Raw genomic sequence first — 16,679 nt, forward strand, 5'->3', positions numbered from 1 at the left:
GTCAGTCTCCTTCCACCCGCAGCACCGACACGACGCGATCGACCACACCACTGGCGGCGAGACGATCGACGGTGTCGTTCAGATTCTGTTCCCACGCCGTGTGCGTGCCGATCACGATGCGCGCGATGCCCGGCGTGCCGTTGCCCTCGCGGATCACGGTCTGCTCGAGGGTCGCGATCGACACGTCTCCGTCGCTGAGGATGCCGGCGATGGTCGCCAGCACGCCGGGACGGTCCTCGACCTCGAGCGTGATCTGGTAGCGCGTGCGCACGCGGCCCACCGGCAGGATCGGCAGGTTGGCGCGGGTGGACTCCCCGACGCCGATCCCCCCGGCGATGTGCCGGCGCGCGGCCGAGACGACGTCGCCGAGCACCGCGGACGCGGTCTGGATGCCGCCGGCGCCGGCGCCGTAGAACATGAGGTCGCCGGCGGCCTCGGCCTGCACGAAGACGGCGTTGTTCGCGCCGTGCACGGAGGCCAGGGGGTGGTCGCGGGGCACGAGCGCCGGGTACACCCGCACCGAGATGGCCTCGCCCTCCTCGCGGGTCACGCGCTCGCACACGGCGAGCAGCTTGATGACGTACCCGGCGGCGCGGGCCGCACGGATCGTCTGCGCGTCGATGGCCGCGATGCCCTCCCGGTGCACGGCCTCCAGCGGGACGGCGGTGTGGAACGCGAGGGAGGCCAGGATGGCGGCCTTCTGGGCGGCGTCGAAGCCCTCGACATCCGCCGTGGGGTCGGCTTCGGCGTAGCCGAGCGCCTGCGCGTCGGCGAGCACCTCGGCGAAGTCGGAGCCCTCGACGTCCATGCGGTCGAGGATGTAGTTCGTCGTCCCGTTGACGATGCCCATGATGCGGTGCACGCGGTCACCGGCCAGCGAATCGCGCAGCGGCCGAATGATGGGGATCGCACCGGCCACGGCGGCCTCGTACGACACGGTCGCGCCGACCTGGTCGGCGGCTTCGAACAGTTCCGGGCCGTGCGTGGCCAGCAGGGCCTTGTTCGCGGTGACGACGTCGGCGCCCGAGGCGAGGGCTTCGAGGATGCGGCTGCGCGCCGGCTCGATGCCGCCGGTGAGCTCGATGACGATGTCGGCGCCCACGATCAGCTGGTCGGCGTCGGTGGTCAGCAGCTCGCGGGGGAGCTCGACGTCACGGGGCGCGTCGACGTCGCGGACGGCGATGCCGACCAGGTCGAGCGCGGCCCCGGCACGGTCGGCGAGTTCGTCGGCCTGCGTGCGCAGCAGGTGCGCGACCTGGGAGCCGACGGCTCCCGCGCCCAGCAGCGCCACACGGAGGCGGCGGAAGTCGGTCATGCGTCTCCTTCGCTGACGATGCCGGCGTCACGGGCCAGCAGATCTTCGATGGTCTCGCCGCGCACGATCACCCGCGCGTGTCCGGCGCGCACGGCGACGACGGGCGGTCGGGGCACGTAGTTGTAGGTGCTGCCGAGCGAGAAGCAGTAGGCGCCGGTGGCGGGCACGGCGACCAGGTCGCCGGGCGCGATATCGGCCGGCAGATACTCGTGGTCCACGACGATGTCGCCGGACTCGCAGTGGCGCCCCACGACGCGCGACAGCGCCGGCGCGGCGTCGCTGATGCGCGACGCGACCCGCGCCGAGTACTGGGCACCGTACAATGCCGGGCGGGCGTTGTCGCTCATGCCGCCGTCCACGCTCACATAGAGTCGCTCGACGTCGTCGCTGACCCGCACCGGCTTGACGGTGCCGACCTCGTACAACGTCACCCCGGCACGGCCGATGATCGCGCGGCCGGGTTCGAACGCGAGCTCGGGGACGGGGATGCCGCGGGCGGCGCATTCGCGGGCGACCGCGTCGACGATCGCCTCGGCGAGCTGCTCGATCGGGGTCGGGTCGTCGACCGAGGTGTAGGCGATGCCGAACCCGCCGCCGAGGTTCATCAGCGGCACCTCGCCGCCGGCGAGCAGTTGGGCGTGCACCTCGACGAGCCGGGATGCGGACTCTTCGAAGCCGGCCACGCCGAAGATCTGCGACCCGATGTGGCAGTGCAGCCCGATGAAGCGCAGCCCCGGCAGTTCACGGATGCGCGCGACGACGTCACCGGCATCCGCCAGCGGGAAGCCGAACTTCTGGTCTTCGTGGGCGGTCGCCAGGAAGTCGTGGGTCTCGGCGTGGACGCCGGTGTTGACGCGCACGAGCACGTTCTGCACGGTGCCGTGCCGTTCGGCGATCGCCGAGAGGCGCTCGATCTCGATGCGGCTGTCGACGATGACGGTGCCCACGCCGATCTCGACGGCGCGTTCGAGCTCGGCGGGCAGCTTGTTGTTGCCGTGCAGGCCCAGGGCGGCGGGGTCGGCGCCCGCGGCCAGCGCCACGGCGAGCTCTCCCCCGCTGGCGACGTCGACGGCCAAGCCCTCATCGGTGACCCAGCGGACCACCTCGGTCGACAGGAACGCCTTGCCGGCGTAGTACACCCGGGCGTGGGTGCCGTGGCGGGCCGCAGCGGCGCGGAAGGCGGCGAGCACGCGGGCGGCACGCGCACGCACCGCGTCCTCGTCGAGCACGTACAGCGGAGTGCCGAACTGTGCGCGCAGCGTGGTGACGGGCACCCCGCCCAGCTGCAGGACGCCGGCGGCGTCGCGTGAGGCATCCGGCGGCCACACTTCGGGGGCGAGGGCATTCACGTCGTCGGGCGCCACGAGCCATGCGGGCGCCGGCCGGCGGTTTTCAGAGGTGGACACGCGATCACCTATCGGGTGGAGGGGGTGCGGCGAGCGGAGGATTCACGCCCCGGCAGTTCTTGCAGTCTAGGACACCGCGCACCGCGCGACGCGCCTCGTGACGCCGGAGGACGCAGGGGCGGGCGCGGGCCGGGTCACTCACACGAACCGGGCCGGCGCAGGGCCTCGTCGGTGACGATGTCGCCGTCGATCGCGAACTCGGCGACCACGGTGGTGCGCGTGACGTCGACCGCGGACAGTTCGACGCCGGCGGGGAGCTGATCGGCCACGCACACCTGCCAATCGCGCACGACGGTGCCGGCGATCGCGCCGAACTGGCGGACGAGCGCGTCGGCGGTGATCTCGGCGCCGGCCACCCGCAGCGTCGACGGGGTGAGCACGATGTCTCCCCCGGCGGCGCCGGGCACGAGTGTGACCCCGACCGGCACCGTCAGCGCGAACAGCTGCAGCTCCATCGAGACCTCGACGGCGGGGGCGTCGATGGCGACCGTGTCGGCGGGGAAGCCCTCGATCGTGCCCAGCAGCGCCGTCAGCTGCGCCTCGTCGAGCGTGACGGTGGCCGTCGCGGCGGTCAGCGGGGCGTCGCCGCGCACCGGCACTCCGGTGGCGTGCACGGTGACGTCGCCGGACAGTTCACCGAAGGTGACGTCGTCGCCGGTGACGGTGATCTCGTCCAGAGTGCCGCCGATCAGTTGCGGCAGGATCTGGCCCGGGATGTCGACGCCGATCGGCTGGTCGGCCGGCAGGGACAGCTCGGTGACGACGCGCTCGCGGATCGTGCTCTCGACGACGTTGCGGGCGATCTGCTCGCCGGCCACCCAGGCGACGATCGCGAGCACGACGACGGCGACGCCGGCGACGATCCAGGGCCACCGCGCCCGGCGGCGCTGCGCCGGTGCCGGGCGGTCGGGGGTGACCAGCATCCACTGTGCCGCCGGGTCGGGCAGCGGCGCGGTGTCGTGCCGGTCGTCGGTCACGTCACATCCGCTCGGGCGCGCTCACGCCGAGCAGGTCGAGGCCGTTGCGCAGCACCTGTCCGGTGGCGTCGTTCAGCCACAGCCGCGTGCGATGCAGGTCGGTGACCTCCTCGTCGCCGAGGGGCGTGACCCGGCAGTTGTCGTACCAGCGGTGGTAGAGGCCGGCCAGCTCTTCGAGGTAGCGCGCGACCCGGTGCGGCTCGCGCACCTCGGCGGCGAAGGCGACGATGCGCGGGAACTCCTGCAGCGCGCCCAGCAGGGCCGCCTCGGTCTCATGGGTGAGCAGCTCGGGCGCGAAGGCGTCGCGGGTGACGCCGGTGCCGGCCGCGTTGCGGGCGACGTTGGCGGTGCGCGCGTGCGCGTACTGCACGTAGAAGACGGGGTTGTCGTTGGTGCGCTTGCGCAGAATCTCGGGGTCGAGGGTGAGCGGCGAGTCGGCCGGGTAGCGGCCCAGCGAGTAGCGCAGCGCGTCGGTGCCGAGCCAGTCGCGCAGGTCGTCGAGTTCGATGATGTTGCCGGCGCGCTTGGACAGCCGGGCCCCGTTGACCGACACGAGCTGGCCGATGAGCACCTCGATGTCGGCGTCGGGGTCGTCGCCGGCCGCCCCGGCGAGCGCCTTGAGCCGGTGCACGTAGCCGTGGTGGTCGGCGCCGAGCAGGTAGATCTTGTGCGCGAAGCCGCGGTCGGACTTGTTGAGGTAGTACGCGGCGTCGGCGGCGAAGTAGGTGTACTCGCCGTTGGACCGGCGGATCACGCGGTCCTTGTCGTCGCCGAAGTCGGTGGTGCGCACCCACACCGCGCCTTCGGCGTCGAACACGTGCCCCTGGGCGCGCAGCCGCTCGACCGCCTGTTCGACCAGGCTCGGCTCCCCGTTCGGTCCCGGGGCGTGCAGCGTGCGCTCGCTGAAGAACACGTCGAAGTGCACGTTGAACTTGACGAGCGATTCCTGCAGGTCGCCCAGCTGGAACTCGTAGGCGCGGTCGCGCGCGACGATCAGCTGCGCGTCCTCGTCGAGGTCTTCGATGTCGGGGGCGACCTCGCGCACCCGTTGCGCCAGGTCGTCGATGTAGGCGCCGGGGTAGCCGTCCTCCGGGGTCGGCTCCCCCTTGATCGCGGCGAGCACCGAGCGGCCGAACCGGTCCATCTGGGCGCCGGCGTCGTTCACGTAGAACTCGCGGACGAGGGTCGCGCCGCTGGCCAGCAGCAGGCGTGCCATCGAATCACCCAGGGCCGCCCACCGGGTGTGGCCGATGTGCATAGGTCCGGTCGGGTTGGCGCTGACGAACTCGAGGTTGATGGTCTGCCCGCGCTGCGAGTCGTTGGTGCCGAATGCGGCGCCGGCCTCGACGATGGTGCGGGCCAGTGCACCGGCGGCCGCGGCGTCGAGACGGATGTTGATGAAGCCCGGCCCGGCGACCTCGACGCTGGCGATGCCGTCGGTCTGCTCGAGCTGGGCGGCGATCTCCGCGGCGAACTCGCGCGGGTTCGCACCCACCGCCTTGGCGAGCTTCAGCGCGGCGTTGGACGCCCAGTCGCCGTGCTCACGATTCTTCGGCCGCTCCAGCGGCAGGTCGGCGGCCGTCAGTCCTTCGCTCGCACCGGCGCGTCGCGCCTCGGCGAGCGGGGCGATCACGGCGAGCAGGGCAAGGGAGAGGGCTTCAGGATCCATAGCCCCTCGATTCTACGGGCGCGGGTGCACTCGCCCGGCGCGGCGGTGGATGCCGGTGTTCGGCGTCGCGGCCGACGTGACCTACCCTGTTCGCATGAGCCCGCGCGAACACCCGCTGCGCCGCGTGCCGCTGCGCGTCGGCGCGCTGCTGGCCGCGGTGTTCGCCGCCGTCGTGGTGGCGGCGCTGCTGCCGGGGTGGATGAACGCGCCGACCACCGTGGTCGCCGGCGACGGCACGCAGGTCGAGCTGGCTCCCGAGCCGCTGGATCTGCCCGACGATCCGACGGTGCTGATCTTCGGCGATTCGTGGACGTACGGGTCCGCGGCATCCACCCCCGAGGGCGGCTACGCGTATGTGGTGGCCGACCTGGCCGGATGGACCACCGTGGTGGACGGCGTGCGCGGCAGCGGGTATCTCAAGCCCGGCATCGACGGGCCGGACTTCGGCACGCGGATCGCGGAACTGGACCCTTCGCTCGACCCTGATCTGGTGATCATCCAGGGGTCGATCAACGACCGGCGCCTGCCCGCCGCCGGCTATGCCGACGCGGTGAACGCGGCGTGGGATCAGCTGGCCGCCGTCTACCCCGCCGCCCGGGTCGTGGTGCTGGGGCCTGCCCCGCAGGTGCTGCCCGTCGAGCGTGCGACGGCGCGCATCGACAGCGATCTGACCGAGCTGGCCGCCGCGCGGGGCTGGTGGTACATCTCGCCGCTGCGGGAGGGCTGGATCACGCAGGACAACTATTACGCGGTGATCGACACGGGTGTCGGCCGCGACCACCCGTCGACCGCGGGGCACCGCTACCTGGCGGTGCGGCTCGCCGAAGCGGTGACCGCCCTCACTCGGTGATATTCTCGATCGGTACGCCTCCGTAGCTCAGTGGATAGAGCGCCGGTTTCCGGTACCGTAGGTCGCAGGTTCGACTCCTGTCGGGGGCGCGATGGGTTGTACGCGGAAGGGTCATGAACTCGTACGCGGAACTGCTGAAAACGAAGAACGCCACCTGTTTCCGGGTGGCGTTCGTCGTTTGCGGGGGTCTTTTCGTGCCGATTCGCTGCGGAGGGCATCAGCGAGGGCGTGTTCAGCGCGGTGCGCTGCTCGATGGCCACTACTGGCTCGTCTGGTCACAGAAGATTGGGCGCCGTTCGGGAGCTGTAGTAGAGGCGGACGAGGGGTGCGCCCAGGACCCCGGGGCAGCGGTTGACCAGATTCCTGGCAGGGTGTCGATAGCGTGAGCATGTCTGAGAGGAACGACAGCGGATATGCCCTTGAGTCGCGATGAGATGCTGCAACTGCGCCAAGCGATCGACGAGGTGGCCGCGTGGTCGAGGCGCGGCTCGGCCATCCAGGCCCATCGCGCTCGCATCGCCACGGACGCCGACACCGCGTTCGGGGTTCTGCAAGAACGCCTGATCGACGTCAAAATGCGCACTGACCGTCGGTGGATCGTGTTGCCCCTGCAAGCAGCTGACGGCGGGTTGCTCGCCTCCTTGGCACGTCGAGTTTCCCTGCCGAAGATCGAGGCGAACGAGACGACCTGGCTCAGTCAGCTCACGACCGACGTTCCGAAAGCGCTGAACGACGCGAAATCCAACTTCGGTCTCCGAAAGCTGTTCAGCGGTGGACAGGCGCGCGAAGTAGGGGAACGCGCAGCTCGCTACCTGCTTGATTACCAGCGGTGGGGTGCCGCGTCGGGTGTGGCCGCGGCCCTCGCCCGCCTCGACGATCGCGCGCGACCGGTACAGCCGGTCGATGTGGTTCACGCGCTCGTCCCGTCAGTCGGGCTTGCTCCGCGGCTGTCGTGGCTGGGTACCGGCCAGCTCGTCCCAGGCACAGCCGTGGCCGCTCTCCCCGCGGCGGTCAAGACGATCCAGGACGCGCTCGCCAAGGAGTCGCGGTACCGACAGCAGGCCGTCGACGCAGGTGTCGCTCTGCGGAAGGCCGAGGCACAGAGAGTCATTGCCGAGATGCCGGTGGAACGCCTCAAAGACGCGACCCGTGAGCGCATCCGCATCAGCCCGCTCACTGATGCAGGTATCGCCACGATTCAGGATGTGTTCACCTACGCGAACCGCCTCGCCGCGATCCAGGGAATCGGCGCGACGACAGCGCATCGGATTCGTGGGGCCGCCCAGACACTCTGGCAGACGACCTACGAAGAGATGCCGGTGCGGATCGACATCGCCGCCCCCTCGCCGCAGACGATCGATCTCGTTCGGCAACTTGCCATCTGGGACGCGACCCGACGGACGAAGAATGCCACCCGCGACGTCGCACGAGCCGAGGCCCTCACCCCGTTGGCACAGGCACTCGATCCGCGAGTGATCCAGCTCGCTGTGTTCGGCGGCAACACGGACGAGTTCATCGGTGCCATCCGGTCCGTCGTGCAACGTGCGCACAGCATCACACGCACCGCGCCTGGCTCGGCTCCCGCCGACCCCTGGCAGGACTTCCTCGCCAGGCCGGCCGACTACTTCACCATGTTGCAGGAGCTGGGTTTCCTCACCGAGGACGAGGACGCGGTGCTCGGCGGACTACCCGAGGAAGTAGTCGCCGCAGTCCGTGAATTCGAGCTGGATACGGAGCACCTTTCCATCTCCTTGCGTGGGTATCAGGGCTTCGCGGCACGGTTCGCGCTCGTGCAGCGCAAGGTCATCATCGGCGACGAGATGGGACTTGGAAAGACCATCGAGGCGCTCGCGGTGCTCGCCCATCTCCGCGCGAAAGGTTCGCACCATTCGCTGGTGATCTGCCCCGCGGCTGTCGTCACCAACTGGGTTCGAGAGGTGCAGGCAAAGTCCACCTTGAACGCTCACCGCCTACACGGACCTGATCGAGATGCCGCGCTTCGGGGCTGGCGCCGCCAGGGCGGGGTCGCCGTGACAACCTACGAGTCACTCGGATGGTTGGAGCCCCACCTCGGAAGCGTAGAGGAACTGGCCTGCGTTGTGCTCGACGAGGCGCACTACATCAAGAACCCCGCTGCGCTCCGCGCTCAACGCAGCGCCCGCGTGATCGACAGCGCTGACCGTGCGGTGCTGCTCAGCGGCACTCCACTGGAGAACCGCGTCGAGGAGTTCCGCACTCTCGTCGACTACATCCGCCCAGATCTCGTCGTCGATTCCTCCGACCTCCGGCCGCGACTCTTCCGGCAGCAAGTCGCACCCGTGTACCTGCGGCGCAACCAGGAGGACGTGCTGACAGAGCTTCCCGAACTGGTCGAGGTCGAGGAATGGCTACCGCTCTCCGGCGCCGACGCCACCGCATACCGGCACGCGGTGATGGCGGGCAACTTCCAGGCGATGCGCCAAGCCGCATTGCTTCAAGGAACCAACTCCGAGAAGCTCAAACGTCTCATCGAAATCGTTGAGGAGGCTGAGGATAACGGCCGCAAGGTCATCGTGTTCTCCAACTACCTGAGCGTCCTTAACGAGGTCACCGCTGCACTGCCCGGCGCTGTCTTCGGGCCACTCACCGGCGCTGTCCCTGCGGCGAAGCGTCAGGCGATGGTGGACGATTTCTCCTCGGCCGAGGCAGGGGCGGTGCTCGTCTCACAGATCGTCGCCGGGGGTGTCGGCCTGAATATCCAGGCGGCCTCGGTGGTGGTGATCTGTGAACCGCAGCTCAAGCCGACGACCGAGTGGCAAGCCATCGCCCGCGCCCGCCGGATGGGCCAGTTGCAGTCCGTGCAGGTGCATCGCCTGCTCTCCGAGGAAGGCGTTGACGCGCGCATCATGCAGATCCTCGCCAAGAAGCGCCAACTGTTCGCGGAGTTCGCCGCGATCAGCGAGACCGCCGAGACTGCCCCGGAAGCGTTCGACGTGTCCGAAGCCGAACTCGTGCGCGAAGTTATCGAGTCCGAACGTCAGCGCCTCTTCTCTGGCGCGCGGACTCCCGAGCCTGCTGACGAGGCGGCTGGCTGACTTCGCTCGCTACTCGGCCTCGAACTCGTTGGTCGTGAACTTCAGCGTTGTGGCATTCTCGCGGATGGTGCGGAGCTGCTGTTCGGTGAAGCCCTCGGGATGAACGGCGTCGATGGACAGCGAGATGGTGAGCTTTGCGCCGGAGGCGGCGAGGTTGGCGAGCACTTCGCTGGCGATCTTGGCGAAGTCCGCGGAGTAGCGTTCCGCGTTGATCGGTGCGCTGCCGACGTACCGGGTCGATGTAGGCTTCGTCGCTGGCGTGGGTGCCACCGTTGCGGTGCTACCCGGCGCGGCCGATGCACCCCCGTGCGGCGGTGCGGGCGCATCCGCCCCGGTCTCGGAGGCGTTCCGGGCAGTCGCCGCGGCAACATCCGCTGCGCGCTGGGTTTCGGCGGGTTGAGGCTTGACGATCAGGGTGGCGTCTGTGACAGGTGCGCGTCCGGTGTCGCCGGGCAACCATAGTCCGTAATAGCGGCCGGTCGCTTCGTCGTAGCGATCGGCGAGGGCGAAGCTCTCGCTCTGCCAGAGCAGGGGTTGGTTGTCGATGGCGTCGATGAGCACTTCGCGAGAGCGCAATCGGGGCATGTATGGGTACTGCGCGTACAGGCTCCACAGGTCGCCGACGGCGATGTGGCCCGCCGACCAGGCTGCGGGCACCTTGGTGTCGAGTGCGAGCCGGATCGAGCGGGCCGCGTGCTGGGTCGAGTAGGCTCCCGCGCTGCCGAGCTTCTTGGCGACGCGCTCGGCGAGCGAGCCCGCCTGTCCGTCGGCCTTGACCTCGTCCAGCTCGAACGGCGAGCCGGGGTCGGGCGCGACGGGGTTGAGCACCCACTGGTAGGTCAGCGCGAGCCGGTCGTCGACGGTGCGGCCGAACTGGTCGCGCTTGTCGGTGGCCTGCGCGAGCTGCTGCGGCGTGAGGTTCAGCTCGTTCGCCTTCTCGGCGATCTCCTTCCACGCCAGGAATGAGCGCGCGGCCTGGTCGAGTTCTGCCAGGCGCTCCTCGTCAGGGGCGAGGAACACGACCATGTTGCGGCTCGCGCGGTTCGCGGTGCCACGCCGCTCGGTTGCCTGCTGGGCGAACTCGTGTGCGGGCGAGTCGCCCTTCTTGCGACGGTGCGGGAACTTCGGGTGCAGGATGACGAGCCGGGCCTGGTCGGTGTCGGGGATGTCGCCCGAGTCGGTCGGGCCGACGTGGACGCCCGCGAAGTCGGAGCGCACGCGCTCTTCGCCGCGCAGCCGCTTCACGATCTCGGCCCACACGTCCTCGGGGTGCAGCGCATCGGCGGCGTCCTTCGCACGGCGGGTGATGTTGGCCTGGGTGTCGTACCAATGCTTGCCCGCCGATGAGTAGTAGTAGGTCGTGCGGTCGCCGAGCTGGGTGAGGGCGGAGTGGAAGTTGCCGACGACATCGCCGGGAACCGCGGTGCCGATGAACACGCGCTGCGTGTCGATGCCCTTATGCGCGGTGCCGATGGTCGGTGCTGCGCCGAAGAACACGGTGCGCGCCAGACGCTTGGTCACCGACCGCTGCCCGAGCACCGGCTTGTCGCTGTCGATGCGGGCGGGCTCAGAGTTGGCGCCGTCCACGTCGGCGTCGATGACGGCCTTCCAGGAATCCTGAAGGTACTGCGTCAACTCCGCATTCACCGAGGCGACCGCCAACGGGATCGAGCCAGGCAAGATGAGCGGACCCTGGTCTTCTCCGACCCACAGCGCGTGAATGACCGCGTTCATCAACCGCAGCACGCCGCGGGTGCGCTGGAACCGCTCCAGCGAGGACCAGTCCTCGTAGAGCCGGTCGAACAGCTCGGGATGCAGCGGGTAGGTCTGCTGGATGCGCCGCCCGTACTGCGGGTCGCGAGCCTCCTTCGGGAACTCCCCCGCGTTGGCCTGGTAGAAGTCGCTGAACGCCTTCGCGGTCGCTGCGATCTGCGCGAGCGCGGTGGCATCCTCCGACTCGAACAGGCGCTGCTTCACGATCCGGTACGCCTCGTCGCTGGAGGCCGGACGCCACTGGTCGGCTACTCGGCGCACGACGTTCTGGAGGCGCTTCAGCGCTTCCATGCCGTTCGATCCGCCGACCTCCTCGGCCGCGCCCGTGACCTCGCCGCTGTCGTCACCGTCGTGCGAGGCCGGGATCGAGATAGCGAGCAGGACACCCGGGATCGACTTCGCGGCCTCGGTCAGCGACTGCGCGAACGTGAACTGCGTGTCGAAGGTGCCGCCCGCGAGATCCTCGCGGCCGTAGAGCTGCCGGGCGTAGGCAACCCACTCGTCGATCAGGATCACCGCGGGCGCGTACTTCGCCAGCAGGACATGCAGGTCGCCGCCGGGGTTGGTGCGCTTCTCGTCGTGCTCCCGCACGATCTCATACGCCTCGCGCCCGCCGAGCTGCCACGCCAGCTCGCCCCACAGCGTGTTCACGCGGGTGCCGTCGTCCTTGGTCTCACCCTGCGGCGCGAAATGGTTGCCGACGAGCGCCACACGGCTCGCAGTGATGCCCTCCGCTGGGTAGCCGTTCGCCGTCAGCAGCTCCTGCGCCTCCTGCGGGAACTTGGCCAGCGGCAGACCGCCGGCCAAGTGCCACAGCGCGAGCATCGAGTGCGACTTCCCTCCACCGAAGTTGGTCTGAAGGTTCACCACGGGCGAGGCGTTCGCGTCCCCGGCGAGCCGCTTGACCGCGCGGCCGATGAGGTCGCGCAGACCCTCGGTGAGGTAGGTGCGGGCGAAGAACTGCGCCGGGTCGGAGTACTCCCCGCTCGTCGCCGCCGGATCGCGGGCGACCTTGTAGAGGTCGGCGGCGAACTCGCTGGACTGGAAGTTGCCCGTCGCCACCTCGTCGCGCGGCTTCAGCACCTGCCGCCACGGGGCCAGCCCCGACGCGCCGGGCACCACCGTGGACGACTTCAGCGCCCGCGTGTCCTGCTTGCCCGTCGCGATGCGGCGCAGGTCGAGGCGGATCGCGTCCACCTTGTCGGCCGCATACGCCTGCCCCACCGCGGCCAGCAGCAGCCGTGCGTAGTCAAGCGCGCGCAACGCCGCGTCATCATCGAACGTGGCGTTGTGCGCCCACTGGTTCCGAGTCTCGCGCAGCAGGCTCGCATACGCCTCGTGCTCGCGGGTGACGATCCCCTTGAATGGATACCAACCCTTCTTCACACGACCCGTAAGGCCCTCGGTCAGCATCCGAAGCTGCACGGCAGGGTCTTCCCGGCTGTATGCCTTGCCGGTAATGCCCTTCTCCTCGTCGGCGAGCTTGACCACCAGCGCCCAATCGGAATCACCGATCTGAGGCTCCAGCACCTCCGCGATGAACGGGTCCAGCGCCTCCGCAAGGATCTCGAACATCCGCCCAATGCGGTCACGATTTGATGTTGCCACTAGAAGGCCTCCTGACTCTCCAGGCTACCGAGGGCCTGCGACGCAGTTTCGGTCGACGCGGCGGGACGCTATCAGCTGGGCCCGACCAGCACGGTTGTCACGAACGGGTAAATATCGGACCACGCGACTGGCTCGGGGTAGCCAGGATAGGGAAGCCACAGGTCTAGATCATCGACGTACGAGCGCTGATCATCGTCAATCGGACGGGCGGCTCGTTCATTCATCCGTTCTGCGAGTTTGCGCACGTACTCGGGAATCGAGTCTTGGTCATGTAGCCGCGCCTCGGGCTGTTGCCAAGCCTCGGCAAGCCCTAGTAGGGCTGAGGGTAGATCGGGCGACGGAGCGCCTGACGCACCACCACCGCCACTCCCACCAAAACCGCCTACACCGCCGACCGGACCACCGCCACCGCCACCGCCACCGGGCCCACTCGTGACTCCCCAATGTCGAACGAGGCAGCTCAACGGGGAACAGATCTGCTCGACGTCCTTGCGACGAACGCTCCGCGCCACATGAGGACCAATGGCTGTCGCGCTTGCGATGCTGATTCCGTTGATGTCCGGAGCGCCATCCCCATGCCCGCACGCTGAGGTGCTCGGCTCGGCGCCACGAAGGCCGTTGTAGAAGGCGTAACCTGCAAGAGCCCCTTCCCTTTTGGCTCCGTTGATGAGCATGTCGTATTGCCGTCCGTGCCTGTTGTGGTGATCAAGCCCGCCATAGGTGCCGTCGCTTCTCAACACTTTCGATTGGAGATGGACACCGGCAAACTTTCCGGCAGCGTTGACGAACCAGAGAGCGATATCCGCTCCGTAGAGGCGAGCTTCCTGCTGCTTGGTGAACTCGTTGACGCTCGCTCTAAGCTTCGCGCGCCGAATCTTGGCGATGTAGTCGCTGACGAAATTCTGAGTCAACGTCTCTTCGTGTGGTGTAACACCGTTCCCGTGATCGCGCAGGATGCGCTTGTTGGTGCTCTTTGCACCGTCATCGAGGATGCGCGCTTGCTTGGCGATCGACATCAGCCCTCCAACGCGCCGAAGTCGAGCGTCGCGGCGGTGCTGACCGGCGCAGCCGTCCGCCCGGATTCGAGCAGCTCCGACCACGAGGTGGCGATGCCGTTGAAGGAGATGGCGTCCTTCGTCCAGCCGTTCTTCTCGGCCACCTGGAACAGGAGGTACGCCAGCTCCTTCACGAGGTCGAGGTCGACCGCCCCGTCGGATCGGCGGCTCGCGTCGTGCAGGAACGCTCCCGCTGCCGGAATGCCCTTCGACTCTTGGATGCGGATGGTGTGCTGGAGTGCCTCCCACGCGGACGTGTGCTGGTCGGAGGTCACGTCGTAGTCGTCCGGCAGATCGGTCGGACGATAGAGCTGAACCTTGCCTGCGCGGGCGCTCAGGATGCCGCCGCGCTCCATCGCCGAGACCGCCGTGGCGCGTGCTCGCGCCAGGTTCTCGGCGTCGCCGAACGCGCCCGCGTCGTAGCCGTTGCTGCGATACCAAGCAATGGCAAAACGGGTGGTCGGATCGAAGTCACCCTCCTGCTCGGTCAGCAGTTCGTCCAGTACCTCGTTGATGCGCGCGAGCGCCGAGCGCACCGTCATCTCCGAGCCGTCGGACTCGATGACCTTCGCGTACCGAGAGAACACAGCCATGCCAGGGCCAATGGCCGACTGCGGAAGATCGACCGGCGCAATCCCGCCCTGCTGCAACTCCCGCAACGCCGGACCAAGCTCGCGCTTCATCGCGGCGATGAAGCCGCGCCGGTCCGTCACAGCAGCGTCCTCGGGACGCGGGCGGAGTGCGAGCACCACCGAGGAAGCAAGCGCATTGGAAGCCAGCGCACGCATACGCCCCTCGCCCTCAGTTCGAACCGGCCAGGTTGCTGTTACAAGCCACCCCGCGCGAACCATACCGTCGAGGATCGTTTCCCACCCAGTCGACGTCGCTTCGCCGCCGTGATTCTCCATCTGCCTGAAGGCGTAGTAGACAGCGATGGGATAGTTGTCGCTAGCACCCTCTCGGGCGCGCTCAAAGACTCGATAGAAGCCGCGCTCGAAGAAGTCCTTGGCCGCTTCCTTGCCGCCTTGGCGGTCTCGGTTCGCGACAAGCTCGTCGGCCTTCGGCGTGAGGGCAGTACCAAAGAGATCTGGAAAAGTATCCCCAAGACCCCGCCGCAGCCAGACATAGAAGAAGTCTGAAATGTCCGCATAAGGAACGTTGTCGTAATATGGCGGGTCGGTGGAAACCAGCGCAGCCCCATAGTCCCGAGCAGACGCGTCCGCTTGCCCAACCACGCCGATGGTGCCCTCGGGGAGCTCGTCAAGCACCTTCGCAGCCTTCTCCACCGCCGACGCAAAAGTGCCGCCGCCGACTCCAAGCGGGTTGCTTTCAGCAAAGTCCCAAACCATCGAGATGGCTTGACGCGCAAACGTCTCCCTAAACGCTCCTCGATCGCTCATCCAGGAGGTCAGCGCGGAACCTACGTTGGACGACTTGCTGATGCTAAGCACAAGGTAGGTGAGCACGGCATCGGCATATGCGGTCCGGCCAGTGGCGCCGTCTGAAAGCCTTCCGCTGGTGTCTTCTCCAACGATCATGCGCCGCACGTCGGTCGAGAGTTCGAGCAACGTCTCAAGAAAGTACAGCTGTCTTGTCGTGAACAACGACCCAAAAGTCTTAAGGCCGTAGAGCGGCGCGCCCATGTACTGGGAGTTAGTCGCGAGCGTTTCGTCAGGAGCGTGCGCGATCGGGGTGCTCCCACCAATCTCCGCTGACGTGGGCGGGAGGTAGAGGCGCTGTCGTTGGCCCTCAGCAACAACCGCAATTGGGACGGAACCGAGCCGACCCCCGTTTCCTTCTGCTTTGACGTAGGCCAGCGGCGCGAACGTCCCACAGGCCACGCACGTTGCGCCCGATCGGCGCACCGTCCCATCATTTTCAGTTGTCGGAGCCTGACTTGCAGAATGACCCACCTCGTACTCGACCTGACCCGCGGCTACACGCGGCACGACGTAGGCTTCCTTGCCCTTCTTCTTCCCGAGCCACCACGAGCGCACAAGGGGCATCTCGATGCCGCAAGCCGGGTTCGGGCAGGTGACGGTGCGCGCCCATATCCAGGCAATGACGGTCGCCTCTCCGCCACCGGGGAGCTTCGCCTTCGGATAGAGGTGGCCGATGCGCTTCTGCGCCTCGTCGCGCATCCACTCGCCGTATCGTCGCACGTCCTCCGCGAGGCCCGTTGCCTTCGGCCAGTCAGTGCGGGTGCCCGCTGCACCGGGGAACACCGGCTCCCTCCCGGCAAACTTGGGCGGAATCTCGATGAGCGCCTTGTTGATGAGGACCGCGACGGGGTTGAGGTCGCTGGCGTGAGCCTCCAGGCCGAGGCGCTGCGCCTCCAACGGGATCGTGCCTCCGCCCGCGAAGGGGTCGAGGATCGCGGGCGGGTTGCCATTCGTGGACTTCAGAATCTCGGCTCGCACGGCGTCGAACAGTGCCTCATCACCCAGGTTCTCCCAATTGACCATGCGGGTGATGAGGTCGAACAGGCGCTCGCGCTCCTGCTTGATGCGGTGGCCGGCCCAGCCTTCGGGGTCTTCGTAGCCCTTCTCTCGGGCCTCGGCGATGAACTCGTCCTCACGCACGGACGGGTCATCGACGAGTTGCGCGAACAGCACCGCCCGCGCCGTCGCCAGCGGTCGCCGAGCCCACCACAGGTGCAGTGTGCTCGGGTGCCCGTGACGGATCGACTTCTCTCGCGCCGACTGCTTGTTGATTTCGTCGAGCGGGATCGAGACCTCGATCAGCTTGCGCTTGACTGCCACTGGGTTCCTCTCGCGTGCGCTCTCGCGCCTGATAACTGCGACTCTTGAGCCTACCCGCGGGGTCGGACACGAGCGGGGACTCCGGCGTCCGCACACGCTGCAACGAGGAGACTCGTAGCGCCGGAGAACCGGCGCGATCGTCGAAGAGGACGAACGCTGCGTGACGATAGTTCAGTTCCGCCACATAGGT

Annotated in this window: 9 protein-coding genes and 1 tRNA gene; 3 read left to right on the forward strand and 7 right to left on the reverse strand. The window is 68.2% G+C overall.

Annotated features, from left to right (window positions below):
* Window position 1: 1 nt before the first annotated feature.
* The 4 genes from ACQ143_RS12150 to ACQ143_RS12165 all read right to left on the reverse strand — a co-directional run bounded on the left by ACQ143_RS12150 (window position 2) and on the right by ACQ143_RS12165 (window position 5,367).
* Window positions 2–1,315, reverse strand: coding sequence for a homoserine dehydrogenase (locus ACQ143_RS12150; RefSeq protein ID WP_449570961.1), 1,314 nt, complete (start codon window positions 1,313–1,315; stop codon window positions 2–4).
* Window positions 1,312–2,721, reverse strand: a complete 1,410-nt coding sequence (lysA, locus tag ACQ143_RS12155; RefSeq protein ID WP_449570962.1) for a diaminopimelate decarboxylase — start codon at window positions 2,719–2,721, stop codon at window positions 1,312–1,314. Before lysA ends, ACQ143_RS12150 begins: the two co-directional genes overlap by 4 nt.
* A 134-nt stretch (window positions 2,722–2,855) precedes the next feature.
* Window positions 2,856–3,698: an LmeA family phospholipid-binding protein gene (locus ACQ143_RS12160; RefSeq protein WP_449570963.1), complete on the reverse strand. Its 843-nt coding sequence runs from the start codon at window positions 3,696–3,698 to the stop codon at window positions 2,856–2,858.
* A 1-nt stretch (window position 3,699) separates the two neighbouring features.
* On the reverse strand, window positions 3,700–5,367 hold the full coding sequence (locus tag ACQ143_RS12165; protein WP_449570964.1) for an arginine--tRNA ligase: 1,668 nt from the start codon (window positions 5,365–5,367) through the stop codon (window positions 3,700–3,702).
* 94 nt (window positions 5,368–5,461) lie between these two features.
* Here ACQ143_RS12165 and ACQ143_RS12170 point away from each other — a divergent pair, with 94 nt between their 5' ends.
* From ACQ143_RS12170 to ACQ143_RS12180, 3 genes are all read left to right on the forward strand, one after another.
* Window positions 5,462–6,217: an SGNH/GDSL hydrolase family protein gene (locus ACQ143_RS12170; protein ID WP_449570965.1), complete on the forward strand. Its 756-nt coding sequence runs from the start codon at window positions 5,462–5,464 to the stop codon at window positions 6,215–6,217.
* Window positions 6,218–6,233: 16 nt separating this feature from the next.
* Window positions 6,234–6,306: transfer RNA gene (locus tag ACQ143_RS12175), tRNA-Arg, on the forward strand.
* Between the two features lie 330 nt (window positions 6,307–6,636).
* Window positions 6,637–9,291, forward strand: coding sequence for a DEAD/DEAH box helicase (locus tag ACQ143_RS12180; protein WP_449570966.1), 2,655 nt, complete (start codon window positions 6,637–6,639; stop codon window positions 9,289–9,291).
* Between the two features lie 9 nt (window positions 9,292–9,300).
* Here ACQ143_RS12180 and ACQ143_RS12185 read toward each other — a convergent pair whose 3' ends face one another.
* The 3 genes from ACQ143_RS12185 to ACQ143_RS12195 form a co-directional block, all read right to left on the reverse strand.
* Window positions 9,301–12,639, reverse strand: coding sequence for a Swt1 family HEPN domain-containing protein (locus ACQ143_RS12185; RefSeq protein WP_449570967.1), 3,339 nt, complete (start codon window positions 12,637–12,639; stop codon window positions 9,301–9,303).
* Between the two features lie 104 nt (window positions 12,640–12,743).
* Window positions 12,744–13,688, reverse strand: coding sequence for a DUF6615 family protein (locus ACQ143_RS12190; protein ID WP_449570968.1), 945 nt, complete (start codon window positions 13,686–13,688; stop codon window positions 12,744–12,746).
* The gene (locus ACQ143_RS12195) at window positions 13,688–16,489 is read right to left on the reverse strand and encodes a DUF1156 domain-containing protein (protein WP_449570969.1); all 2,802 of its coding nucleotides are present in this window, start codon (window positions 16,487–16,489) and stop codon (window positions 13,688–13,690) included. The genes ACQ143_RS12190 and ACQ143_RS12195 overlap by 1 nt, the downstream gene beginning before the upstream one ends.
* Window positions 16,490–16,679: the final 190 nt, after the last annotated feature.

It is taken from the genome of Microbacterium pollutisoli, assembly GCF_053586795.1.

Bases quoted from the DNA above. Each gene is read 5' to 3' on its own strand.
- ACQ143_RS12150 (WP_449570961.1), bottom strand. From the start codon at position 1,315: ATGACCGACTTCCGCCGCCTCCGTGTGGCGCTGCTGGGCGCGGGAGCC.
- ACQ143_RS12165 (WP_449570964.1), bottom strand. From the start codon at position 5,367: ATGGATCCTGAAGCCCTCTCCCTTGCCCTGCTCGCCGTGATCGCCCCG.
- ACQ143_RS12170 (WP_449570965.1), top strand. From the start codon at position 5,462: ATGAGCCCGCGCGAACACCCGCTGCGCCGCGTGCCGCTGCGCGTCGGC.
- ACQ143_RS12185 (WP_449570967.1), bottom strand. From the start codon at position 12,639: ATGTTCGAGATCCTTGCGGAGGCGCTGGACCCGTTCATCGCGGAGGTG.
- ACQ143_RS12190 (WP_449570968.1), bottom strand. From the start codon at position 13,688: ATGTCGATCGCCAAGCAAGCGCGCATCCTCGATGACGGTGCAAAGAGC.